Annotated in this window: 19 protein-coding genes, 1 pseudogene and 1 riboswitch; of the genes and pseudogenes, 14 read left to right on the top strand and 6 right to left on the bottom strand. The window is 55.8% G+C overall.

Translation table 11 applies throughout. From position 1 onward, the window contains the following. Positions 1-84: 84 nt before the first annotated feature. The 10 genes from C230_RS0109990 to C230_RS0110035 all read left to right on the top strand — a co-directional run bounded on the left by C230_RS0109990 (position 85) and on the right by C230_RS0110035 (position 12769). On the top strand, positions 85-1257 hold the full coding sequence (locus tag C230_RS0109990; protein WP_018131899.1) for a phosphopentomutase: 1173 nt from the start codon (positions 85-87) through the stop codon (positions 1255-1257). A gap of 20 nt (positions 1258-1277) precedes the next feature. Then, entirely contained in the window at positions 1278-2090 is an 813-nt protein-coding gene (locus C230_RS0109995; protein ID WP_245533984.1) for a purine-nucleoside phosphorylase, read from the top strand. 163 nt (positions 2091-2253) lie between these two features. Continuing rightward, positions 2254-3078 carry a purine-nucleoside phosphorylase gene (locus tag C230_RS0110000; RefSeq protein ID WP_018131901.1) on the top strand — a complete coding sequence of 275 codons (825 nt, stop codon included), beginning with the start codon at positions 2254-2256 and terminating at the stop codon, positions 3076-3078. After that, entirely contained in the window at positions 3078-4406 is a 1329-nt protein-coding gene (locus C230_RS0110005; RefSeq protein WP_018131902.1) for a pyrimidine-nucleoside phosphorylase, read from the top strand. The genes C230_RS0110000 and C230_RS0110005 overlap by 1 nt, the downstream gene beginning before the upstream one ends. 190 nt (positions 4407-4596) lie before the next feature. Further along, positions 4597-5232, top strand: coding sequence for a DUF6385 domain-containing protein (locus C230_RS0110010; RefSeq protein ID WP_026174245.1), 636 nt, complete (start codon positions 4597-4599; stop codon positions 5230-5232). A 211-nt stretch (positions 5233-5443) separates the two neighbouring features. Next, positions 5444-6103 (top strand): DUF6385 domain-containing protein, encoded by a 660-nt coding sequence (locus C230_RS0110015; RefSeq protein ID WP_018131903.1) that lies wholly within the window; start codon positions 5444-5446, stop codon positions 6101-6103. A 62-nt stretch (positions 6104-6165) separates the two neighbouring features. Continuing rightward, positions 6166-8178 (top strand): TPR domain-containing glycosyltransferase, encoded by a 2013-nt coding sequence (locus C230_RS21370; protein ID WP_018131904.1) that lies wholly within the window; start codon positions 6166-6168, stop codon positions 8176-8178. After that, complete coding sequence (locus C230_RS20055) at positions 8135-9796, top strand: glycosyltransferase (RefSeq protein ID WP_169332843.1); 1662 nt, start codon at positions 8135-8137, stop codon at positions 9794-9796. Before C230_RS21370 ends, C230_RS20055 begins: the two co-directional genes overlap by 44 nt. Before the next feature lie 14 nt (positions 9797-9810). Next, on the top strand, positions 9811-11709 hold the full coding sequence (locus C230_RS21375; RefSeq protein WP_018131906.1) for a tetratricopeptide repeat-containing glycosyltransferase family 2 protein: 1899 nt from the start codon (positions 9811-9813) through the stop codon (positions 11707-11709). Between the two features lie 13 nt (positions 11710-11722). Next, positions 11723-12769, top strand: a complete 1047-nt coding sequence (locus tag C230_RS0110035; protein WP_018131907.1) for a glycosyltransferase — start codon at positions 11723-11725, stop codon at positions 12767-12769. A 75-nt stretch (positions 12770-12844) separates the two neighbouring features. On the opposite strand, the gene C230_RS0110040 is transcribed toward C230_RS0110035, so the two are convergent. From C230_RS0110040 to wecB, 6 genes are read right to left on the bottom strand one after another with little or no spacing between them, the layout of a single operon-like run. Next, positions 12845-13576, bottom strand: a complete 732-nt coding sequence (locus C230_RS0110040; RefSeq protein ID WP_018131908.1) for a class I SAM-dependent methyltransferase — start codon at positions 13574-13576, stop codon at positions 12845-12847. Further along, a complete protein-coding gene (locus C230_RS0110045; RefSeq protein ID WP_018131909.1) occupies positions 13573-14694 on the bottom strand; it encodes a glycosyltransferase family 4 protein in 1122 nt (373 codons plus the stop codon). Before C230_RS0110045 ends, C230_RS0110040 begins: the two co-directional genes overlap by 4 nt. Next, positions 14694-15413: a glycosyltransferase gene (locus C230_RS0110050; protein ID WP_018131910.1), complete on the bottom strand. Its 720-nt coding sequence runs from the start codon at positions 15411-15413 to the stop codon at positions 14694-14696. Before C230_RS0110050 ends, C230_RS0110045 begins: the two co-directional genes overlap by 1 nt. Beyond that, positions 15358-16590, bottom strand: coding sequence for a tetratricopeptide repeat protein (locus C230_RS0110055; RefSeq protein ID WP_018131911.1), 1233 nt, complete (start codon positions 16588-16590; stop codon positions 15358-15360). Before C230_RS0110055 ends, C230_RS0110050 begins: the two co-directional genes overlap by 56 nt. Beyond that, positions 16587-17900 carry a glycosyltransferase gene (locus tag C230_RS0110060; protein WP_018131912.1) on the bottom strand — a complete coding sequence of 438 codons (1314 nt, stop codon included), beginning with the start codon at positions 17898-17900 and terminating at the stop codon, positions 16587-16589. Before C230_RS0110060 ends, C230_RS0110055 begins: the two co-directional genes overlap by 4 nt. A gap of 13 nt (positions 17901-17913) precedes the next feature. Further along, on the bottom strand, positions 17914-18996 hold the full coding sequence (gene wecB / locus C230_RS0110065; RefSeq protein WP_018131913.1) for a non-hydrolyzing UDP-N-acetylglucosamine 2-epimerase: 1083 nt from the start codon (positions 18994-18996) through the stop codon (positions 17914-17916). 421 nt (positions 18997-19417) lie between these two features. Here wecB and C230_RS0110075 point away from each other — a divergent pair, with 421 nt between their 5' ends. The 4 genes and pseudogenes from C230_RS0110075 (at position 19418) to C230_RS22560 (ending at position 23070) form a co-directional block, all read left to right on the top strand. Continuing rightward, positions 19418-20032 carry a flavin reductase family protein gene (locus tag C230_RS0110075; RefSeq protein ID WP_018131915.1) on the top strand — a complete coding sequence of 205 codons (615 nt, stop codon included), beginning with the start codon at positions 19418-19420 and terminating at the stop codon, positions 20030-20032. A 77-nt stretch (positions 20033-20109) separates the two neighbouring features. Beyond that, positions 20110-21318 carry a D-alanyl-D-alanine carboxypeptidase family protein gene (locus C230_RS0110080; RefSeq protein ID WP_018131916.1) on the top strand — a complete coding sequence of 403 codons (1209 nt, stop codon included), beginning with the start codon at positions 20110-20112 and terminating at the stop codon, positions 21316-21318. Positions 21319-21455: 137 nt separating this feature from the next. Then, positions 21456-22424, top strand: a pseudogene (locus tag C230_RS22000) (xanthine dehydrogenase family protein molybdopterin-binding subunit); the annotation flags it as partial. A gap of 40 nt (positions 22425-22464) precedes the next feature. After that, positions 22465-23070, top strand: coding sequence for a nucleotidyltransferase family protein (locus C230_RS22560; protein ID WP_245533983.1), 606 nt, complete (start codon positions 22465-22467; stop codon positions 23068-23070). 178 nt (positions 23071-23248) lie between these two features. Further along, positions 23249-23310: riboswitch (Fluoride riboswitch) on the top strand. Positions 23311-23338: the final 28 nt, after the last annotated feature.

Here is a 23338-nt window from a genome sequence, read left to right on the forward strand (position 1 = left end):
ATGGCAAAGGTTGGGTAACCTAGGATCGAATACAACCCGGCAGAATGGGCCGGTTGATGTTTTTGTGCAGAAAGGAGATACCCGATGGGTGCATACAACCGCATCATCCTGATTGTACTGGACAGCTGCGGCATCGGTGAGATGACCGACGCTGAGGTGTACGGCGACATCGGCTCCAATACGATCGCCAATATTGCAAAAGCGGTAGGCGGGTTGCACGTCCCGAATATGGCGAAGCTGGGGCTGGGACGCATTCACCCGATCGAAGGCGTGCCTACCGATCCGGTGCGCGGTGCCTACGGAAAAATGGCGGAGCAGTCGGCTGGAAAAGACACGACCAATGGCCACTGGGAAATGGTCGGCGTCAAACTGGAAAGGCCGCTGCCGACCTATCCGGAAGGGTTTCCGCGCGAGATCATGGACGAATTCGAACGGCGCATCGGCCGGAAAACGCTGGGCAACAAGCCGGCTTCCGGCACCGAGATCCTGAAAGAACTGGGCGACGAGCACATGCGCACTGGCTATCCGATTGTCTACACATCGGCCGACAGCGTGTTTCAGATTGCGGCTCATGAAGAGATCATCCCGCTGGAGGAACTATATCGCTATTGCGAGATCGCCCGCGAGATTCTGGTCGGACCGCACGCGGTGGGGCGCGTGATTGCCCGGCCGTTTGTCGGAGGGAACGGCCATTTCACCCGGACGGCGAACCGGCGCGACTATTCGCTGATTTTTGGCCGGACCGTTTTGAATGAACTGCAGGATGCGGGCTTCCCCGTGGTCGGAATCGGCAAGATCGAAGACATTTATGGAGGATCCGGCATCACCGAAGGGGAGCACACGGAAGACAACATGGACGGTGTGGACAAGACGCTCTCCTATATGAAACGGGTCAAAAATGGTTTGATCTTTGCCAATCTGGTCGACTTTGACGCAAAATACGGCCATCGCAACGACCCGCAAGGGTTCGCGAAGGCGATTGAACAGTTTGATGCCCGGTTGCCGGAGATAATCGGAGCGATGCGCGAGGACGATCTGTTGATTCTGACGGCCGACCACGGATGTGACCCGACCACGCCGGGCACCGATCACAGCCGCGAGTTTGTTCCCATTTTGCTGCACGGTTCGGGCATTCAATCGGCAATTGACCTGGGCACGCGCGAAACGTTTGCCGATTTGGGCGCGACGATCGCGGAGAATTTTTGTGTTCCGAATCCGGGCATCGGAAGTAGCTTTTTCTCGAAGATTCAACGGTAGGAGGCGAAACGATGGCGAAATTGCTGCAGAAGATCGATGAGGCGGTGAAATGGATTCAAAACCGCGTTCCGGTTGCGCCAAAAATCGGACTGGTGCTCGGATCCGGCTTGGGCGTGCTGGCGGAAGAGGCGGAGCAGGCGCACCGGGTGCCGTACGGGAAAATCCCCCATTTTCCCGTGTCGACGGTGGAAGGCCATGCCGGCCAGTTTGTGTTCGGCACGTTTGCCGGCAAACCAGTGGCGATGATGCAAGGGAGGTTCCATTATTATGAGGGGTACAGCCTGGAGCAGGTGACGTTCCCGATTCGCGTGATGAAGCGGCTCGGCATCGACACGGTGCTGGTGACCAATGCAGCGGGCGGCATCAACCCGGAATGGGAAGCGGGTGACCTGATGCTGATCAAGGACCACATTAACTTCACCTTCCAAAATCCGCTGATCGGACATAACGAAACGGAGCTGGGGCCCCGTTTTCCCGACATGTCGGAGGCGTACAACCGGGAGCTGCGCGATCTGGCGAAACGGATGGCGGAACGGCTTGGGATTTGCCTGCGGGAAGGCGTTTATGTCGGACTTACAGGCCCCAGCTACGAGACGCCGGCTGAGATTCGCATGCTGCGGCAGCTGGGCGGTGATGCGGTCGGCATGTCGACCGTGCCGGAAGTGATCGTGGCGAAGCATATGGGCATGCGGGTGCTCGGGATTTCCTGCATCTCCAATCTGGCGGCCGGTATTCTCGATCAGCCGCTCAGCCACGAGGAAGTGATGGAAACGGCGGAACGGGTCAAAAGCAAGTTCAGCGACCTGGTGCGCGAAATCGTTCGGGAACTGTAGGCCCCCGCATAGCGCGACCTGGCGCGACTTGCACTCAGAGAGTATAAGTGACGCTAAGGCAATGAATTGCCAAGTCGCCCTATCTGCCCTTTGGGTGCAAAGGATTGGGAATTTGCTACAGGGCTTCACGTCACTTTGTGGGGTGAATTGGAGGGTGATCATTTTGTCTCTGCTGAAAAAAATCGAAGAAACAGTATCTTACATACGTTCCAAAACCGATCTGACGCCGCAGGTGGGGCTGATTCTCGGGTCCGGCCTCGGTGTCCTGGCTGACGAAATTGAATCGCCGACAGTGATCGATTTTGCTGAGATCCCGAATTTTCCGTTGTCGACGGTGGAAGGGCACGCCGGAAAACTGGTGATCGGTACATTGGAAGGGTGTCCCGTCGTCACCATGCAGGGCCGGTTTCATTTTTACGAAGGGTATTCGCAAAAGGAGATCACCTTTCCCGTCTATGTGATGAAACAGCTGGGCTGCGACAAGCTGGTGGTGACCAACGCGTGCGGCGGTATGAACCGGAACTTTCAGCCCGGCGATTTGATGCTGATCACCGACCATATCAATTTTACGGGCAGCAATCCGCTGATCGGGGCGAACGATCCGCAGCTGGGACCCCGTTTTCCCGACATGTCGCAGGCGTATAACCGGGAACTGATTGAAATCGCGGAACGTGTTGCGGAGAAGAACGGGATCCAGGTGCAAAAAGGCGTTTATGTGGCGATCTCCGGTCCCGCCTACTGCACCCCGGCGGAGTTGATCATGCTGCGCAACTTTGGGGCGGATGCGGTCGGCATGTCGACCGTGCCGGAAGTGATCGTCGCCAACCATGCGGGATTGAAGGTGATCGGGATTTCCTGCGTGACCGATATGGCAATCGGGGAAGAGTTGGAACCGTTGACGCACGAACAGGTGGTCGAGGTGGCGAACCGCACCCGGCCAACATTCATTTCGCTCGTCAAAGGGTTCCTGGCTGAGGTGCAAAGCTGATGCGCATGTACGATTTGATCCGCAAAAAGCGAGACGGACAAACGCTTAGCAAACAGGAAATCGAATGGATCGTGCGGGGGTTTACCGACGGGTCGATTCCCGACTACCAGATGTCGGCGCTGGCGATGGCGATTTATTTTCGCGGTATGACCTCCCGCGAAACGGCCGATTTGACGATGGCGATGGCTGCTTCCGGCGACATGGTGGATCTCTCTTCCGTCGAAGGGATCAAAGTGGATAAACATTCGACCGGCGGCGTCGGCGACACGACGACGCTGGTGTTGGCGCCGCTGGTGGCAGCAGCCGGCGTGCCGGTGGCGAAAATGTCCGGGCGGGGCTTAGGGCACACCGGCGGCACGATCGACAAACTGGAGTCGATTCCCGGTTTTTCTGTCGAGCTGACGGAAGAACAGTTTATTCGGAACGTCAACACGATTCAACTGGCATTGATCGGGCAAACGGCCGATCTCGCCCCGGCGGACAAAAAATTGTACGCCCTGCGCGACGTGACGGCGACAGTCGATACGATTCCGTTGATCGCCAGTTCGATCATGAGCAAAAAATTGGCTGCCGGGGCGGACGCGATCGTGCTGGATGTAAAAACGGGCGAAGGTGCTTTTATGAAGTCGCGGGAGGAAGCTTTTGCGCTGGCGAAAGCGATGGTCGACATCGGCACGGAGCTGGGGCGGAAAACGGTCTCGGTCGTGTCCGACATGAACCAGCCGCTCGGCTATGCGGTCGGCAACGCGTTGGAAGTGAAAGAAGCGATCGCCGCGCTGAACGGCAAAGGGGCACCGGAGTTGCGGCAGCTTTGTCTGGAACTGGGGGCCTGGATGTTGGTGCTGGCCGGCAGGGCCCCAGACCGGGAAGCGGCGAAGGCGCAGCTGCAAGAGCTGATTGAGACGGGCGCGGGCCTGCAGGCGTTCAAGCGGTTCGTCGAGGCGCAGGGGGGCGATCCGGCGGTGATCGATCACCCGGAAAAGCTGCCGCAAGCGAAACGGATAGAACCGTTCCCGGCGGAGGCGGACGGCTACGTCAGCCGCATTCATGCGGAAACGATCGGCACCTGCGCGATGCTGCTCGGAGCCGGACGGGAGCGGAAGGATTCGCCGATCGACCTGGCGGTGGGAATTGTGCTCACCAAAAAGGTCGGCGACCCAGTCCGCAAAGGCGAGCCGCTGGCGATGCTGCATATCAACGACGAGTCCCGGTTGTGCGAGGTGCGGGAGCTAATCCGGCAAGCCTTTTCCGTCAGTCCGCAGCCCGTCCCCCGGTTGCCGTTGCTGTATGGCGTCGTAACAAGCGAAAAGACGGAACGGTTTTTCTAAACCGCCGGCCACTTTTCGAACCAACTACTTTTGGCCGAGTGAAACAGCCTTTGTGGCGGATACCGCTGCAAAGGCTGTTTTTTGGTGCGCCCGAAAGCGGGCTTTCATGTTGTATCCGTGACAGCCGCCGTGCAGTTTGCCTTTTTACCAACGTATAGTAACACCAGCGGAAAGGAGGAAGAGGGCAGCGATGGGCAAACAACACAAAAAATGGAAACACCGGAAGCAGGCAGATACCGGAATCAGTTACAAACGAAAAGATTTGTATCGGGTGCCGGCCAGGGACAAAACGGGCAAGCCGGTTCGCGCATTCCCGAATCAACCTTTGAACATCAAGCGAATTTTTCACCAGGTCCGGGTGAAGGGGCGCCGGTTTGATATCCGGCGCCTGGCTGCAAAACGGGATAGCGTTCAAATATTTGGTTTCGACGGAAAAAATGTACAGGCCATTCGTACGGATAAAAAAGGCAGACTGGAAGTCGTTCCTCGCTTCCCATTCCTGGAACGGGTGTTTCGCGAAGAAAAATTCTTTGGTGTTGAAACCCAGGACGACTGGCTGGTATTGCCTCCGCAAGACACCTCCACCCAGGTCACCTACTCCTATGCGTTCGTCAATCGGGGAGAGCATCCCGCACTCGCGCGGGTCGAACTGGGTCCGACAGTGTTTGATTTTGCGATCGATCGGGAAGTGGATGTGAACGCGCGGCAAACGGTGGTGATCGTGCCGACCCGCTTTCTCCGGTTTACACGTGTTTCCGTACGGGCAAAAGAAGCGGGCAAGCAGACCCGGCTGGATATTTATTTTCAGTCGCAGTCAATCGGCTAGTCGAAGCGTGGGGTGGATCCCTTTTGGCTGGACAAGCCGGTTTGGGTGTACATATATTTTTCGCTTGTCTGGACTGCAGTACAACCGGAAAAATGGCAAGATTCGTACATTGTAAAAGCAGCCAATGTGCTGGCGGTATTTTTCCAAAAAACCAGCATCCGCCCACAACATGCTGCCGTTACTAACAATATGCTGGAGAGGGGAGAGACGATTGCCGAATTTTGCTTCGTTCAACACAAACCCGGACGATCTTCGCACATTGATTTTCGGGAAAGACACGACCGCCACCAGCCGGGCGTTGGTGACAGACGCCAGCGGACGGTTGCTCAACATCCAGATGGACGGTACGATCACCAGCGTGCTGGGTGCGACCATTACCGCCGGAACGCTGAACAACCTGCTGAATGGTACGATCACCAGCGTGCTGGGTGCGACCATTACCGCCGGTACGCTGAGCAACCTGCTGAATGGTACGATCACCAGCGTGCTGGGTGCGACCATTACCGCCGGTACGCTGAGCAGTGTCACTTCGATTTCACAGAAGAGCTTCCAGGAGCAACAAACACTGAACGTCGTGACCGCCGATGCATTCACAGCGCTGCCTGCCGTTACCACAAGCGTGTTCGGTACCTATTCGTTCTTCATTTATAACAAGGGACCGGGTACCAACAAGGTGGATGCCCGGGTTGAGATCAGTGCCAACGGAACGAACTGGTTTGATGACGTCGACACCGTCACCGGCATTGCAGTGGGTTCGGTTGATGTACTCGTTCCCAAGCGGTTCCTCAAATACACCCGGTTGGCGTACCGCTCCTCCACAGCGGGCAGCCCGACCACAATCGACGTGTTCTTCAACGGGCAAGGAACCTAGGTTGATTTGTCACTCATCAGTACATGGATTCCATGTACTCTTTTCTTTGAGGGAGGAATCGTATGAATAGTCCGCTGCTTGGCGTACATGTGATCACGCGCGACGAGGAAGATGTACTGCCTCAATGCCTGGACAGCGTCAAAACGGTTGCGGATGAAATTGTGATTGTGGATACAGGGTCGGTCGACCGAACCGTAGACATTGCCATCTCCTACGGAGCGAAAATCGTGCACACAAAGTGGGACGATGATTTTTCGAAAGCGAGGAATCTGGGACTTTCCCACGCGACAACCGACTGGATTCTGGTGCTTGACGCGGATGAAGCGCTCGCCGCAGGCGCGGAACTGCTTGCCGACCTCTTGCAACGGACCGATGCAGAAGCTTTTTTGGTGGAGATTGAGAATGTGCTGGGCGATCGCCCGGAGGATCGGCTTCGGCACCAGACGGTCCGCCTGTTCCGGCGAAATGCAAGTTACCGGTTCCGGGGCCGGATTCACGAGCAGATCATCCCGGCCATTTTGGAACATCACCCATTGACCAAAATTGAACTGTCTCCTCTGCAAATCGTTCACTACGGGTACCTGCCACCGCGCATGGAGCGGAAAGATAAAATCCGCCGGAATCTCCGGCTGTTGGAGATGGCGGTCAAGGAAGAGCCTGAAGAACCGTTCCATATTTATAACCTGGGAGTCACCCATTGCCAAATGGGCAGACTGCGCGAAGCGGCGAGCGAGTTGCAACGGGCTTACGATCTGACGCCGGTTGGAAGATCGTACCGCCCCACTTTGGTTCGGGATCGGGCGAAAGTCCTGCTAGCATTAAATGAACTGGCAGAAGCGGAACGTTTGCTGCGTGCTGAAATCACCCATTATGATGACTACCCCGACCTGTATCATCTGCTGGGGGAAACGTTGGAACGAAAGGGCTTGTTGCGGGAATCGTTTGCGGCCTATGAACAGGCGTCTCGTTGCGGAGCCGCCCCGTGCAAGTATGTGACGGAAGCGGGGATGGGAACGTTCCGGTCGTTCCAGCGGATGGCGAATCTGGCGAACGAATGGGGGGCGGTGGAGGAAGCGGTCGCTTTGTACAGGCAGGCGTTGGGTCAGCATCCGGGCTATGTCCCGGCATTGACAGGTCTGGCAGAAAGTTTGCACCGCCTGGGAATGGCGGACGAGCAAATTCTTGAACATCTGCAAACCGCCACTGCGGACCGGTTGTTGCAGGCTTCGGTGATGGCTGAAATCGGCGCATACCCGGAAGCGCTGGCGTTGCTCAACCGCATTCACCCGTTGTCGCTTGCAGGGGAAAAACTTCGTTGCGAATGTCTGATGCAGACGGGACAGTTTCCGGAAGCCTATGAAAAATTGGGGGTGTTGCTGCGGGAAGCGGCAGAACCCGGCCGGCAGTCCTTGCTCCTGGATCGGGCGTTGTGCTGCTGGAGCGAGGAGAGAAGCCTGCCGTTCCGTTTTTACACGGGATTGTCGCCGGAACAGCAACACATGTTTGCGTGTCTGGATGGTTGGTTGATCGAAAAAAAAGTCCCGGATTCCGTTTCACAACCGTTTGTGCAAAATCTGCTGGAACGGGCGGTTCAACTCCGGTTGCTGCGGATTGCCGATGCATTGGGCCAGCTTTCGTCCGACTGGTTTCTTGCCTACGCAAAATGTCTGTACCGGAACGGATTTGTGTTGCTGGCTGCTGATTGTCTCCTGCAAGCCATGAAAACCGGGTCACTGGATGGGGAAGGATTGTTTCTGCTGGCTGAACTTCTGTATGACAAAGGGCATTTTCGCCAGGCGTGCGCTCTGTTTGAACAAATCTTAGCGGAAGCTCCAACTGATGAGCGGGCGAGAACAGGCGCGGCCCTGTGTTATTTGGGGATCGCGGAGGAAGTCGCGGTGGAAGGGATCGGCCGCTTCCCGGATCACCCGGCATTGCAAGCCGATTTGCAGCGGATCAGGGCAAGCAAAGAAAAGCTCCGGGGGATCCGCTGGCATACGTGCTGGAAGGGGGCACAGAGGAGGAATCTCTATGCATCAGCCAACGATTTCATTGTGTATGATCGTCAAAAATGAAGCCGACCATCTGCCGCGATGTTTGCAGAGTGTCAAAGGAGCCGTGGATGAAATCATTGTAGTCGATACCGGCTCAACAGACGGTACGGCCGCTGTCGCCCGTCGATTTGGTGCTGATGTGTTCTGTGTCTCCTGGCGGGACGATTTTGCTTACGCCCGTAACCAGGGGGTGGATCGGGCCAGCGGAGACTGGATTCTGTTTCTGGACGGGGATGAAGAACTGGATCCCGATGACCGCGAGAAACTTCGTCTGTGTGCTCAACATCCGGAGTTTGAAGCGTTCTTCCTGCAGATTCACAACTATATCGGCGATGGTTCCCAGGGGGCGACGATCAATCCGGTTCTCAGGCTGTTCAAAAACCGCCCGGAATACCGGTTCGAGGGACGGATTCACGAGCAGATCGCCGCCAGCATTTGCCGTCACAAGCCGGAAGCCGCCTTTCACATCACTGACATCAAAATTCACCATTACGGGTATCAACAGGAAACGGTTCGCAAAAAAGACAAAATTCACCGCAACCTGAAGCTGTTGCAGCAAATGCTCGCGGAAAAACCGGACGATCCGTTCACCCTCTACAACATGGGAGTGGAATATCTGCGACTGGCCAGTCTGCAGCAGGCGCTCGACGCGTTTCGAAAAGCGCGTGCGCGGCTGGATCCTGTTGCGAGCAGTTATACGCATTTGCTGTTTAAATATGAAATCCGCTGCTTGCTGGCGGTTGGCCGCTTGCCGGAAGCGATCCGATTGTGTGAGGAAGGAATCGGTCTCTACCCGGATTATACCGATTTGCATCATCTGAAAGGGGTCTGTTTGATCCAAGCGGGACAACTCGCGGCAGCGAAATCCGCTTTCAGTCACGCTTTGACATTGGGACCTGCGGCCAACTGTTATCACACGGAAGAAGGGATCGGCACGTACCAGACCTGTTACACATTGGGCCTTTTGTACGAAGCGATGCGCCAATACGACAGGGCTATCGAGTGCCACATGCAGGCGATTCGTTTCAAATCGAGCGTAAATCCACCGTTGTATCGTATCTTTCGCCTTCTGAAATGTACCAATGCCCAGCCGCAAATCCCCGCTTTTATCGAGCGACGTTTTCATCTCAAATCGGAAGCGGCCCTGGCCAGGATAATCCAGATTTTGTTTGAGACCGATTGCTTGCAACCGGTTCCTGCGCTTGCAAGGCGATTGCGCAATGCAAACCTGCGTCAGTTTAAACGGATGGCGGAACTGAAATGTCTGCTGCTGCAGGGCGACTGGGAAGCCGCACGGAGGATGTTGCGGCAGATTCGTTCGAAAGAACGGAACTTCTTCCAAATCGGGCTGGATTGGCTGGAAAAGGGTACCGATGCAGTCCCGAAAGATGTGCTGGCCAGCGGGGAAGAACTGCCGTTTCTCGCGAAAAGCGCGTTGCAAAACGGGCGGATCGACGCCGGTCTGCAGCTGCTCGACGGCTGGCGGGACCGGCTCCACAGCCCGGATGCGTACAAACAATGGATCCGAACGCTGGCCAGCCTGTCCGATTTTCATCTGGAAGTATTGGGAACGTCTGCAGCCTATCACGATGTGGTGCGGGATGCGCGCTTGGCTTGTCCCCACGCGGACGGTTTTTAGTCGGGAGGATTGGCATGAGCTTTGACATCTCATTGTGCATGACCGTGCAAAATGAAGAGGAGTTTCTCGAACGATGCCTTGCTTCCGTATCCGGGGTCGTATCGGAAATCATTGTGGTGGACACCGGTTCAACCGACAAAACGGTCGAGATCGCAAAACGGTTCGGAGCATCCGTCATTCCGGTTCCGTGGGAATACGATTTTGCGAAAGCCCGCAATGCGGGACTCAGCCGGGCAACGAAAAAATGGATTCTGGTGCTGGACGCGGACGAAGAACTGGAACCACCGGATGCGGACTATCTGAATGGCCTGCTGCAACAGGAACAGGTGTATGGGTATTTTCTCAAAATCATCAATTATATCGGGGGATCCGATGACGGAGAGTATGTGACCGATTCGGTTTGCCGCCTCTTTCGCAACCATCCGGACATTCGCTTTACAAGCAGCATCCATGAAGAGGTGGTTCCCAGCATTCGGCAAATCGCCGCCGCACAAATCGAATTTTCGGACATCACGGTACGGCATTACGGCTACCTGCAGGAAGTGATCGACCGCAAACGGAAGAACGAACGAAACTGGACAATCCTGCAACGGGCGATCGAACGCCAGCCGGATGATCTGCGGCTGCAATATGCGTTGGCAACCGAATATTTTCAGCGTCAAAAATATGCCGAAGCGCTCGCTCTGTTTGAATCGATCCTGCCCCGTGTGCCGATATTCAGCGGCTATGATTCGGATCTGCTGCTGAAGACGGCGTACGCCTTGCGGGAAACGGGACGCCAACAGGACGCATGCCGGATCATCGAAGAAGCGCTGGTTTTTTACCCGGATTTTACGGATCTGCTGGACCTGAAAGGGATGCTGTTGCTCGAAAATGAACAGTATCAGAACGCCCAATCGACTTTTTTGCAAGCGATCAATATCGGGGACGTGTCCTTCAAGTACACGTCCGCTTCCGGATCGGGGACCTACCGTTCGCATTTCCTGGCGGGACTGGCGTGTGAGTATCTGTGCGTCTGGCAACAGGCGAAACATCATTATGTCCAGGCAGTGCGCCAGAATCCGGCCTATCTGCCCGCATGGCGGCGTCTGCTGGCGATCTTGCTGTTGGCGGGCGAGACAGAGGAGGTGTCTGCCCTCCTCACGAAATCTGGAAATCAGGTTCCGGAACGCGCCCGGCGCCTGCTCATCCAGGTGGCGCTCAATCACCGGGAGCCTGATTTTGCGATGCGGATACTGGCCTGTGGAAACGTTTCGGAAGTATCGGATCCGATACTGAAAGGCATCCTGTTGACGCAGACCGATCAGTATGAACAGGCAAAAATCGTCTGGACTCTCGCCCCGAAAGCGGTGCGCCATCTGTACTTATGGGCGCTTTTGTTACAAGAGAACGATACAAGTGCCGCCATGAAACAGTTGGAGCAATTTGTTATCCTGGATCCGTCCTTTTCCTCCATAGAGGCCATGCTGAAAGGCGATGAACCAATACACATTTCCGAAACGGCGTACCGTCAGTGCCAGCAGGTGCTCGTTCAGGTCGGGGCGTGGGACGGGTTGATCTGGTTGCAAAGCCAGGTTCCGCTTGCGGTTGCCTGGCCCTGGCTGCCCGTTCATGTGCTCTGCGGATTGAGAAAAGCGCCTGCAGCGGCCAAACGCCAACTCTTGGCATTGTGTAACATGAGGCGGGAGCGATTGACCTACCAGGAACGGTTGGCCGCCGGGTTGTTGGCGTACGATTGCTCCGATTTTGCGGCATCGCATGGCTGGTATTCGGAAGCACAAAGGGAATTTCCCAATCGGGTGGCCCCCCGCATCGCGCTTTTGCATTTGTACACGTCGGCGGCAAGGTCGGTCAGCGGACAACCGCTTGCCGCTTTGGACAGCGATCTGCAGTTTCTCACACTTTGCGAATGAAGGAGACAGACCGATGGGAAATCTGTTACCACCGATTCTTTATCTCCCGTGTTTTGATTTCCATGTTCACCGCCAACGCCCCCAACATCTGTTGTATCATCTCAGCCTGCTCGGGTTCGATGTCATATACTGCAATGTCACGCAAGACAAAAGCAATCCGTTTGTTCGTTTGCACGATCATTTTGTGATCTGCCAGGACATCGATGCATTGCCGCTCGACCAGACCTATATCATGTGGCTCACACACGGTCCCTATGTTGAATTGTTGCCGAAGTTCAACCTTGCACTGGTGGTCAGCGACATTGCGGACGCTTGTGTGGAAGAATTCGCACCTTATGCCGAGTGGCACGACCGCAAAATTCAGGCGGCCGATCTGGTGCTTTGCTCTTCCCAGGCGATTTATGAGGAGGCGGCCTGTCAACATGCGAAAGTCAGACTGGTGCGCAACGCTGTCGATTACGCCCATTTCTCCGCAGCCTTGAAGCCGGAGACCGGTCGCCTGCCGCATGAGGAAACAGCCAGAGCCCTGTGCGGCTCGACCGCTCCTGTGATTGGATTCTGGGGGGCTGTCGCTACCTGGCTGGATTACGATTTGCTCACCTATCTGGTCCAACAGCGCCCACACTACCTGTTTTGCTTCGTCGGCCAGATCAGTTCGCCCATTCCGCAGTCTCTCGCAAAAGCTTCCAATACGCTTTGGCTCGGAAATCGCGATTATGCAGAACTGCCTGCGTTTGCCCGCCAATTCGATGCGGCGATCATTCCTTTTCAGGTTCGCGGCGTGACGAAAGCGGCCAATCCTGTCAAACTGTATGAATATCTGGCCGCCGGATTGCCTGTCGTCGCAACCGATCTGCCGGAAGTGCGGCTCTATTCATGCGTCCGGATCGCCAACTCCCCACAACAGTTTTTACAGCATCTGGATGACGCGTTGATCGAAGACCGCACTCCGGAAAAGATGGCAAAAAGGCAAACGATCGCTCAACAAGAGAGTTGGCAGGCGCGAGCCGAAGCGATCGCAGAGGACATTTTCGCCCTGTATGGAAATCACACAAAGTAAAACTGCTGCACGTACATGCAGCAGTCTTTTGAAGACGGGGGCCAGCCGCCCCCTCCTGCTCGATTGGGTATTCGATCAGTGTCCCACGGTTCCCGCGGTCACCAGCAAATACCCTGGAAACAGACTGCGCTCCTCGTCGGTCAGCGTCTGGTACCATTGCCCGATCCATTGTTTTACCGGTTGTGACTGCGGAATGAAATCGAGAAAATCCAGACTGTTTATGAATCCGATGGGAAACTCCTCAAGCAACCGGATTTCGCTGGTGTGAAATTCGTTTTGCAAGGTATCAACCGGGTCTTCCCGACCATACATCCAGATTCCGTTCGCTTCTGCAAACGCTTTTCCGACGCGATACGGCAAACATTTAGCATAAGGAACAAATGTGATGACCATTCCGCCAGGTTTTGTGACACGTGCCATTTCCTGCAGGACAGCCACTTTTCCCGCGAAATCAAAATGTTCGAGAACACCCGCGTTCCAGGTCAAATCGTACGTATCATCGGGAACGGGGATGTTGCGGATATCGGACAACAGAAATCGCCCGTTCCGGTTTTTGCGCCGGAACGCCAGGTGGCTATTGTCGAGCGCTTTTTTCGAATAATCAACCAGTGTCACGTTGGCACCTTCCATCGCCAGGCGCAAGGAGATTTTTCCCGTGCCTGATCCTGCTTCCAGTACCGTCTTTCCTGTTACGTCACCGATCAATCTGCCGATCGTCTCATAAATCGTTTGACTCAGCGAATCCCAATGGTAGGACACTTCTTGGGACCACAATCGGTCCCAGACGTATTTTTGCGGGTCGTTCATGTTGCCCCACCTTCCAGGTAGTCTGCCAATATGTTTTTCCAACGCTGTTTCCAGATTGATTTGTCAAATGCCAACGCGGTGGCCCGGGCATTCGCTCCAAGCGTCTTGCGCAGCGCCGGATCTTCGATCAGCCGGATCATCGCTTCGCTCAGCCGTTCCTCCGTCGGAGCTGTCAGGAGCCCGTTAAATCCGTCGATAATGATGTCATTCAGCCCTCCCACATTGCTGGCCACCACCGGTATCCCGCAACTGATCGCCTCCAGACAAGAGTATGATGTACCTTCCGAAAAAATGCTGGGAATGACTGCGATATCCGCTTCCTGATAGGCGTCGGCCATCCGGTCGAACGCGTAGGTCCGGTGGATGATCCGGTTTTTGTGCGGATGTTCCCGCATCCAGAGCAAAAACGTGTCACCGATCGGGCTGTCTTTGACCAATTCACCGGCGAATTCGACGACCAGGTTAGGATACTGGCGCAATAACCGGTCGGCTGCCAACATCATCGGAATGATGCCCCGCTCATAACTGATCCGGCGCGGGAACAGGATCCGGATGTCCGACGAGTCAGGTTTTTTTTCCTTCGGCAGGAAGTGACGGGTGTCAACCGAGTTGGGCACTAGCACCACCTGCTCGGGATCCTCGTACGTACACACGGAACGGCAGTATGTGAGAAATTGGGAATCGACCGAAACAATGCGATGCAACTGGTCGAGCGCCAACTGGATCGATTTCGCCACATGCGTTTTGTCCGACTGGGGCAAATCGGGCCGATCCCAGTTGATGCCGTGGCAGATGCCCAGACTGCCTATGCGGTACCGGATGGGATGCCAGATGCAGCTTGCGTAAATCAATGCTCCGCGGGCATGGGATACCATTTTTTCAAACGCTTCCGCAATCTGGTCAAAATCGTAGGGGTATCCGAACACCTCGATCTGTTCGAAGCGGGTGGCAAACGGCTGATAGTACGAAAGCTGGTGAACTTCCGGCTTGTATCCCATTTCCTGGATGACGCCGCAGAGATCGTAGATATAGCGTTCCAGTCCGCCGCCAAAAATACGCGTAAAACGGCAGTTGTATCCGTCGAGAAAACTGTGTGTGAAGATACTGACCCGTTTCATCATTCCTCTTCTTTCCATTCCACCAGATTGGGATTGGGATCTAGAATCGACTGGTAGTGAGCAAGGCTACCCCAGATGCCATCCGGGTCGATCGACAGATAACGGAGGTACTTTTGGTACCGCTCCTCTTCGCTCCCTGCCCAGCCCAGATGTTTCACGCGAAGATCGGAACGATGTCCCGGCAGAACGCAATAGGACAGGGGAAGCCGCGGGCAATGGTGCATCAGTTTGGGATAGAAATAATGGTATCCCGGCAGATACCGGACCAGGGTCATCGTGTGCCGGCGGTGGATATTCCACAACGCATCGTCCCGGTAATGGGTCAAACCTCCCCAGAAGTCATAAAAACGGAATCCGACCCAGTCGAATTGATCCTGATTGATGAGACCAGCAATCTGTTCTTTCACCCTGTCTTCATAGACCTCGTCCGCATCCACCGCCAGCAGCCAATCGGGACTTGTCGATACGGCAACCTGCCACAGGAGGGACCGCAGCTCCCATTCGCGGTCAAAATGGGACTCTGTCAATTCGATCAGACGGGTGACCTTTTGGTACGATTTGCAGAGACGGACGGTGCCGTCGGTGCTGGCGTCATCCACAATCACGATGTCATCGACAAATTGTGAAAGCTGATCGAGCACCATCGGCAAGTAGCGATCCGCTTCATTCCGAACCTGCAGCATCGCCGTCAACCGGTTGTCTTGCGATTTCCGGATCATCCGGCCTCACCTCCTTTGCGCAGGCGGCCAAACCGTCATCCAGCGCTTTGCATTCCAAAATATGCGCGATCGCCTGATAATCATAGGTTGCAGCTTGCAAAAACCAGTGGATGGCCGCATGTCGATTGCCGTATATCATGGATCGCACCGTGCCGTTGAGAATGCAATAATCCCGCCGGTCCTGTAGGGAAACAAGATCGGCCGGCTCAATCAAGCGGAGCGCCTCTTCCAGTTGTCCCAGATGAAGATACACCTGGCATAATATGCGTCGTGCATCATCGGAAGCAAGCGTTCTGAGAATCGCTGCCGCCGATTTGTAATCCTCATTGAGCCGGAAGATTTCCGCCTGCACCAGTCCGTATTTTCCTTGTTCCAGCAAGGATAGCAGGAAGCAGTACGCTTGTTTTTCATGCGGCAGAAGGGCGGTGATGCCGTAGACATGGACCGCCTTCTCCAGCTCGCCCGCCTGCGCTTCGATCGCCGATAAAAAACGGTAATGTGTCGTCAAACAGTCTTTGTCGCCCGCCAGCAGGGCGGATTCAAACGACTGCAGCAGATGCTCGCGAGCTTCCGGCTGTTTTAACAAATACAGGTACACCGAAAGCAGAAAACAGACCGTAGCCCGCATGTCGGCCCGCTCCAAAAGACTCCTGTAGTACGCGGTACGCCAGCGCCACTGTCTTTGCACCACATCCGTCATCGGGAGGTTGTGGATCATCCGGTTCATGGCATCCCGGAAAGCCACTTCATAATCGCGGAGAAACAAGGTACTGTCTTTGGTCTGATGCACATCGAACGGTTTTCGTTCTTCACCCGACAGCAAGATCAGGGAATCGCGGCGAAAACATTGTTCCAGATAGATCCGTTCTGATTGCGTGCAAACAACCGTCGATCTTGCGGCCAGATGGGTCGAGCATTTTTCCCATAAGCTCCTGTCGCACCCTTCCGGGCACGGTTCGAGATAGGAAACGAGATAGCGGGGCGCAAACCGGTTCACCACTTGTATCCAATAGGGGTGAAACACGAATGCCACCGTTTCATTCGGATCAAGCGATTCCAGGCGTGAGAGCGGAACATCCGGAATCAGCAGCGGATCGTCACACTCTGGCAGCAATTGCAGGAGTCGGTGGCAGGGGGAGTCCTGTTGCCAGGCGGTGCCGAAACAGACGATTTTCATGACTTCACCTTCCGTACTGTGAGTTCCGGAATTTTTGCCATGTCGGAGAGCGGCATTGCGTTGGGAAGCAGTTTGCATGTTCCCTGTTCGGAGAATCGAATTGGCAAATTGGCTGGATCGGGGCCGGGATGCACGTGCATGACGCAGGAAAGAGGAATTTCCTCCCATGCGTCCGATTGGGCCAGCGCCAGGGCTGCCCGCTTTCGGTGGATCGCGTCGACCAACCGGCTGATATGATCCCGCCGGTACAGATAACCTGCCTCAAGGTATGCAATGTATCGTCCCCGCGCCAGCCGCTGCACTGCTTCAAACGCCGCTTGAGCCTGGGTTGCTTGTTCGATCCAGAGGCCAGCGACGGGTCGGCGGGTGAGTTTCGGCAGGCGAGGAGGAGACCCCAGGCGGATCAGCAGGATTTCGATGTTGGAGTAGGTCTGTTGCTCAATACTGGCGAGCGATTCATGCAAAGCATGCAAGGAAGCGGCAAAACACGTGACAACGACGGACACAAGGGGAGGAGCAAGCGCTTCCGAAGTCAGGGGAATCTGGCCCGGATCCTCTGTTTGGACGAGGGTCGAATACGGATCGACCGTTGCCGCCAGATTCCATTTTTGGCGGAAGCGGATCCAGCTGTTCGCCTCTTCTGCCGTCTTTTCATCAGACTCTTCAGAGATCGGCTGCATGACATACACAAACGCGTCTTTGCAAAGGGCGAGTCGGTATCCGTTTGCTTTCGCCCGGAGGCACCAATCGAGCAGACGGGCTGTGTGGCATTGGAGAGAAGGATCGAGTCCGCCAATCCTGTCCAGTACCGATTTGCGGCAAACGAAACAGGTTCCGCGCAGGCTGTGCACAGGTTCCCACATTCCGCTGTTTTGCATGGCGATTTTCTGTGAGAAGGCGAACAGTTCGTCGAGATCGGAACAAAAAGCCGAATCCGTTTCAAGGTTGGAAGAGGGGGCTGCCATCCCGACTGCCGAATCATCAAAAAAAGTCCAGAGTATGCGTGTCAACCAGTGCGGGGTGACCATCACGCGGTCATCCAGCAAAACGAAAAAATCGGTTTTAACTTGCGACAACGCCAGATTCAACCGGTCTTTGCCCGCCAGCTCCGGATCGTAGGAATGGTCATCCACAACAATCAGTTTGGCGGGTTCCGACGTGCATCGGCGGATCGTTTCCAGACAGGCGGACGTCCAGGCCGGGCGGGTACTGCGTAGAATGATCGTTACCGCTGTCTCGTCCGGTAGGGGGAACACGCCTTTTGCAAGCAGTTTCATTGCACGGGAAGCCAACCGTTCGGAGTGAGTCACGACAAGCCCTCCCTTATCCCTGCAGCAGGATCCGGACGATTTTTTCGCTTGCGCCGGGCGGGCCGTAGGGATGGATCCAAGTTTGAGCGGACTGTAACACAGCTGACATCGACTGCAGGATCTCGCGGGTGTCGGTTCCGGCCAGCCGGTTGGCCCCGCAGGCAACCGTTTCCGGGCGTTCTGTGTTCAGCCGTAAGGTGATGCAAGGGGTGCCCAGGATACAGGCTTCTTCCTGCAAACCTCCACTGTCCGTCAAAACGATTCGGGCTTCCCGCTGCAACAGAACCGAGTCGGCAAACGGGGCGGGCGGGTCCAGAACGATCAGGTTTTTGGATGGCAGCGCCCGCAATAAATCCGATTCGGCCAGTTTCCGTTTGGTTCTCGGATGCAGGGACAGCACCACTTTGTACGGTGTATCCCCGGAGATCTGCCGCAACGCCTGCACAATCGATCGCAACCGGGCGGGATCGTCCGTATTTTCCTGACGGTGGATCGTGACAAACAGATACTGTTTCGGGGCAAGTCCCAGTTGGCCGAGAATCGGCCTGTCGCCAGACCGGGCATTGATATAGGCCAGCGCATCCACAATCGTTTGCCCCACCAGATAAATCCCGTTCCGGATTCCTTCCCGCTGCAGGTTGCGGGCGGCGGTCCGGGTTGGAGCAAACAGGTGGGTGGCCATGTGATCGACCAGTTTCCGGTTGATCTCTTCCGGCATCTGTCGGTCAAAACTGCGAAGACCGGCCTCCACATGGGCGATGCGGCAGTTTCGCTTGGCGGCCGCCAGCGCGGCGCCCAGTGTGGTGTTGGTATCTCCGTGCACGATCACCGTTTCGATTTTTTCCCGGTCGATGAGTTGCTCGACACCGACCATGATGTTGGCCGTTGTCGTGGCGTGGGAACCTGAACCGACGTGCAGGCGGCAGTCCGGCTCCGGCAGCCCGAACGTTTCGGCGATCCTTTTGTCGAGTGCGTCATCATAATGTTGGCCCGAATGGATAAAGAGGGAACGCGGGTGCCGCTGTTTGATGTTTTGAATGACCAACGCCATTTTGATCAGTTCCGGGCGAGTTCCGACAATCACAGCGAGTTTCATCCTTCACCCTTCTTCACGCTCTCCGTTTGCGCACATTCTGAACCAGCATATGCAAAAAGCGGCGTGTTCGGCACTAGCGCATCCCTATCGCCCAGCGAAGTGATGCTATGCTTCGAAGCCTTTTCCGGGTACTTCGCCCGGGGCTCCAAACGTACGCCGCTACGCCAATACGTCGCGGCGGCGCGCGAATGGCAAACGAGATCTGGTCAACCGGGATGCGGGATCCGATCCGTTTGCTCAGCGTATCGACCTGCAGGACAACAGACATACTGCTCCCTCCCATTTTTCACAGCCTACAATCATATAGACGTCACAACCGGCAAAAAGTCACACATCCGGTTGCAAGATCGGCTTATTTGCGGAATAGTAGAAGCAGGGAACAATCCGTGAACGCAAAACGGGAGGAACGTGGAGGGGCAATATGTTGCTGGATCCGAATCATCTGACCGATCTGGAAGTTTACAAACTGTTGATTGGGCTGGTCGCGCCAAGGCCGATCGCGTTTGTCACGACACTGGACGAGAACGGTGTTGTGAATGCGGCACCGTTCAGTTTTTTTAACGCATTGTGCTCCGATCCGCCTCTGTTGTCGATTTCGGTGGGGCGAAAAGAGGGCGGAGCGTACAAGGACACATCGCGCAATATCCGGCGCACCGGCGAGTTCGTGGTGCATGTGACGGAAGAACGGTTGATCGAGCTGATCAATCACACGTCATGCCCCTATCCGCCCGGCATTTCAGAGGTGGAACGCGCTGGCCTGCACACGCTGCCCAGCGTAAAGGTGCACGTTCCCCGCGTGGCCGAGTGCAGAGTCGCGATGGAGTGTAGGCTGCATCAGGTTCTGGAGTTGGGGAACGGGCCGGATACAGACCTGATCATTGGCGAAGTAGTCTGTTTTCACATCGATGATGCGGTGATCGAAAACGGCAAGATCAAGCTGGCTGAGCTGGGGCCCGTCGGTCGCTTGGCCGGTACCGAATATACCAAGCTCGGCGAGCGGTTTTCTCTGGAGCGGCCAACCTATCGAGGCGATTGACCGTTCCCGGATGCTGTGATGAAATCCAGCCTTTGGTGGTACACTACCACTATCGAGTGAAGGAGGGAAATCACAGTATGTGGGGTAGGGCTTTCAAACGAACCGTCCTGGCCGGTCTGGCGGCGGGAGTGGTGGCAGGCGCGTGCTTGCTCCCTGTCGCTTCCGCTCGTGCTACCGAAACAAAACCGGACGAAAAATCGCAGGTGCAGATTGCCAAACAGGCCGTCTCCGCGATTGTCATGGACGCGGCGACCGGCCAGGTGCTGTTTGAGAAAAACGCGCACGACCGGCTACCTCCTGCCAGCATCACGAAGATCATGACGATGCTGTTGGTGATGGAGGCGATCGAAGCGGGCAAGGTGAAACTGACCGACCATATCCGCACCAGCGAGCGGGCCGCTTCGATGGGCGGATCGCAGATTTTCCTCGAGCCGGGTGAAGAGATGACGCTTGAGGATATGATGAAAGGGATCGCGCTCGGTTCCGCGAATGATGCATCGGTTGCCGTGGCGGAACATCTGGCTGGTTCGGAAGAGGAGTTCGTCCGCCTGATGAACCAGCGGGCGCAGGAGTTGGGCCTGAAAGATACGCATTTTTCCAACTGCAACGGACTGCCGGTCGAGAACCATTATACGTCCGCCTACGATGTCGCCGTCATGTCGCGGGAGTTGCTGAAACATGAGGGGATTTTGAAGTGGACATCAATGTACCAGGACTATTTGCGGAAAGATACGGACAAGCCGTTCTGGCTGGTCAACACCAATAAGCTGGTGCGGTTTTACCCGGGTGTCGACGGCTTGAAGACCGGTTTCACCAGCGAATCGAGATATTGCTTGTCGGCAACCGCGAAGCGCGGCGAGTTTCGGGTGATCGCCGTCGTCATGGGGGAACCGACTTCCCCCACCCGCAATGCGGAGATTGCCGGAATGTTCGATTGGGCGTTCGCCAATTTTTACAGCGAGGCGATTTATAAAAAGGGACAAGTCGTCCAGCCGGGCCGCATCGACAAAGCGGTGCCGCGCGAGATTCCGCTGATCGCAGGTGACACGGTCGGCATCTTGCTGAAGAAAGGAGAGAAGAAAGATGCCTATACGAAGCAAATCGAGCTGCTGCCTGTCAAACCGCCGCTGAAAAAAGGGGACGTGGTGGGTCATATCATCCTCTGCAAAAACGGTCAGGAAATCGCGCGCAGCCCGATTTTGGCCGGACAGGATGCGGAGCGGGCCGGGTATGGCACGATGCTGAAACGGACGTTTGACAGTTGGTTGAAGTTCGGCGCGTCATAGGCATTCGGAAACAGGAGCCGTCAATGGTTGCCAGAACCAGGGGCGGCTTTTTTGTGTTGTGAAGAATGGAATAGGACAATGGAAAGCAGGCATATACACGTACGGGAGATGTTGAGGGGGAGGGGGGCTCAGGCGGTATGGCGGTCGGCAAAAGCGTGCCAAGAAAAGAAGCTTTGGACAAGGTGACGGGAGTCGCCAAATATACAAGTGATTGGATGGCTCCCGGGATATTGCATGCGAAGATGGTGATCAGTCCCTATGCCCACGCGAAAATCAAATCGATTGACACGGCCGCCGCCCGATCCGTTTCCGGGGTGCGGGCAGTGGTGACGGGACGGGATCAGGTTGTGCTGACGGGAGAGGAAATTCGCGACCGGCCGATTCTGGCGGCGGACCGGGTCCGCTATCACGGCGAGCCGGTGGCAGTCGTCGTGGCGGAGAGTGAAGCGGCGGCGAAGCGGGCCGCCGGGTTGGTCAAAGTGGAATACCAGCCGCTGCCGGTTGTCAACTCTCCCACGCAAGCCCTGCAACCTGATGCGCCGCTGATTCACGAACGCCTGGGCGAATATGAGCGCATACCGGGAGTGTACCCGGAGCCTGGCACCAATATCGCGAACCGTACAAAAATACGAAAGGGAAACCTCGATAAGGGATGGATGGAAAGCGAAGTGATCGCGAAAGCAAGCTTTTCATTCCCGCAATCGGACCATGCCGCGATGGAAACGCGAGCGGTCACGGCTGAAATTTTGCCGGACGGACAGATCATCATTCACTCTTCCACGCAGTCCCCGTTTATGGTGGAAAGGTTGATGAGCCGGTATTTGAATCTTGCGCAAGGTCAAATCATCGTCCGCACTCCATTGGTGGGCGGAGCTTACGGTGGAAAAGTGCCGGTCCAGCTCGAACTGATCGCCTATCTGGCGGCACGAGCGGTCGGCGGCCGCAAGGTGAAACTGGTCAACTCACGCAAGGAGGATTTCATCACGTCTCCCGTTCACATCGGGCTCGATGCAAAAATCAAACTGGGCTGCACAAGAGAAGGGAAGCTGAAAGCGGCTGAAATTATCTTTTTGTTTGATGGCGGGGCCTATTCAGACAAGGCGGTGCATTGTAGGGATCTATCTGGCGGCCGGGAAAAGCGGTCGTATGGGAACCAACAAACTGGCGCTGCCGCTCGGGGGAGTGCCGCTTGGCAGTTTGGCGTTGCGGTCGGCGCTTGCGTCGGAGTTGGACCACATCCTCGTGGTCACCCGAGCGGACGATTCGCTCGCCTGGGTCGACCGCTCCCTTTTTGCCACCCCGGTTCGGGAAAAATGGAGCCGTGTTGCCTGTGCCGAATCAGGCTTGGGGCAGGCACACTCTTTGCGATGCGGGTTGCGGGCCGCGGCTTGGCAGGCAGCGGCAATCGTGGTGCTGCTTGCCGACCAGCCGTTTGTCACCCGGTCGGTGATCGATGAGCTGATTTTTCACTACCAAAAAAGCGCCCATGAAAACAGGCGGCTTTCTTATGTGGCGGCCAGTCACCGGGGGATCGCGCGGCCGCCCGTTTTGTTATCCGACCGGCTGTTTTCCACTCTTGCACGGTTGCGGGGAGACGAAGGGGCCCGTCACCTGTTGCGAAACGGGATGCCTGGCCAGGGAATGTGTGTCGAATATGACGATCCATACCTGTTCCAGGATATCGATACGCGGGAGGACTACGAGAGGCTGAAGGTCCTATGGGTCGCTTTTCAGGGAAGGGATTTGCTATAATCGGTTTATCGACTAAGTGGAGAAGCGTGAGGGCATGGGGAAATTGGTTTATGTGAGAGAATGACAAACGGAATTCCTTGATAACATTGACATGGCATCCGCATGATGACATGATGATCAAATGAGTGATCACGAAGATTTGACGAACCCCACACATGTGCACTATAATGAGGGAAAATGTGGAACAGGCGATGGAGTTCGCCATAACTGCCGGCAGCGGCTGATGACTCCTACCAGGTTTTGTGCTGGTAGGAGTCTGCCTTTTTCC

This window comes from Effusibacillus pohliae DSM 22757 (genome assembly GCF_000376225.1).
GTDB classification, from domain to species: domain Bacteria; phylum Bacillota; class Bacilli; order Tumebacillales; family Effusibacillaceae; genus Effusibacillus; species Effusibacillus pohliae.

What these genes read in the sequence shown, in the direction of transcription:
- C230_RS0110035 (WP_018131907.1), top strand. Translation starts at nt 11,723, where the DNA reads ATGGGAAATCTGTTACCACCGATTCTTTATCTCCCGTGTTTTGATTTC.
- C230_RS0110055 (WP_018131911.1), bottom strand. Translation starts at nt 16,590, where the DNA reads ATGAAAATCGTCTGTTTCGGCACCGCCTGGCAACAGGACTCCCCCTGC.
- C230_RS0110080 (WP_018131916.1), top strand. Translation starts at nt 20,110, where the DNA reads ATGTGGGGTAGGGCTTTCAAACGAACCGTCCTGGCCGGTCTGGCGGCG.
- C230_RS22560 (WP_245533983.1), top strand. Translation starts at nt 22,465, where the DNA reads ATGGGAACCAACAAACTGGCGCTGCCGCTCGGGGGAGTGCCGCTTGGC.
- C230_RS0110045 (WP_018131909.1), bottom strand. Translation starts at nt 14,694, where the DNA reads ATGAAACGGGTCAGTATCTTCACACACAGTTTTCTCGACGGATACAAC.
- C230_RS21370 (WP_018131904.1), top strand. Translation starts at nt 6,166, where the DNA reads ATGAATAGTCCGCTGCTTGGCGTACATGTGATCACGCGCGACGAGGAA.
- C230_RS0110075 (WP_018131915.1), top strand. Translation starts at nt 19,418, where the DNA reads ATGTTGCTGGATCCGAATCATCTGACCGATCTGGAAGTTTACAAACTG.
- C230_RS0110050 (WP_018131910.1), bottom strand. Translation starts at nt 15,413, where the DNA reads ATGATCCGGAAATCGCAAGACAACCGGTTGACGGCGATGCTGCAGGTT.
- C230_RS0109990 (WP_018131899.1), top strand. Translation starts at nt 85, where the DNA reads ATGGGTGCATACAACCGCATCATCCTGATTGTACTGGACAGCTGCGGC.
- C230_RS21375 (WP_018131906.1), top strand. Translation starts at nt 9,811, where the DNA reads ATGAGCTTTGACATCTCATTGTGCATGACCGTGCAAAATGAAGAGGAG.
- wecB (WP_018131913.1), bottom strand. Translation starts at nt 18,996, where the DNA reads ATGAAACTCGCTGTGATTGTCGGAACTCGCCCGGAACTGATCAAAATG.
- C230_RS0110040 (WP_018131908.1), bottom strand. Translation starts at nt 13,576, where the DNA reads ATGAACGACCCGCAAAAATACGTCTGGGACCGATTGTGGTCCCAAGAA.
- C230_RS0110010 (WP_026174245.1), top strand. Translation starts at nt 4,597, where the DNA reads ATGGGCAAACAACACAAAAAATGGAAACACCGGAAGCAGGCAGATACC.
- C230_RS0110005 (WP_018131902.1), top strand. Translation starts at nt 3,078, where the DNA reads ATGCGCATGTACGATTTGATCCGCAAAAAGCGAGACGGACAAACGCTT.
- C230_RS20055 (WP_169332843.1), top strand. Translation starts at nt 8,135, where the DNA reads ATGCATCAGCCAACGATTTCATTGTGTATGATCGTCAAAAATGAAGCC.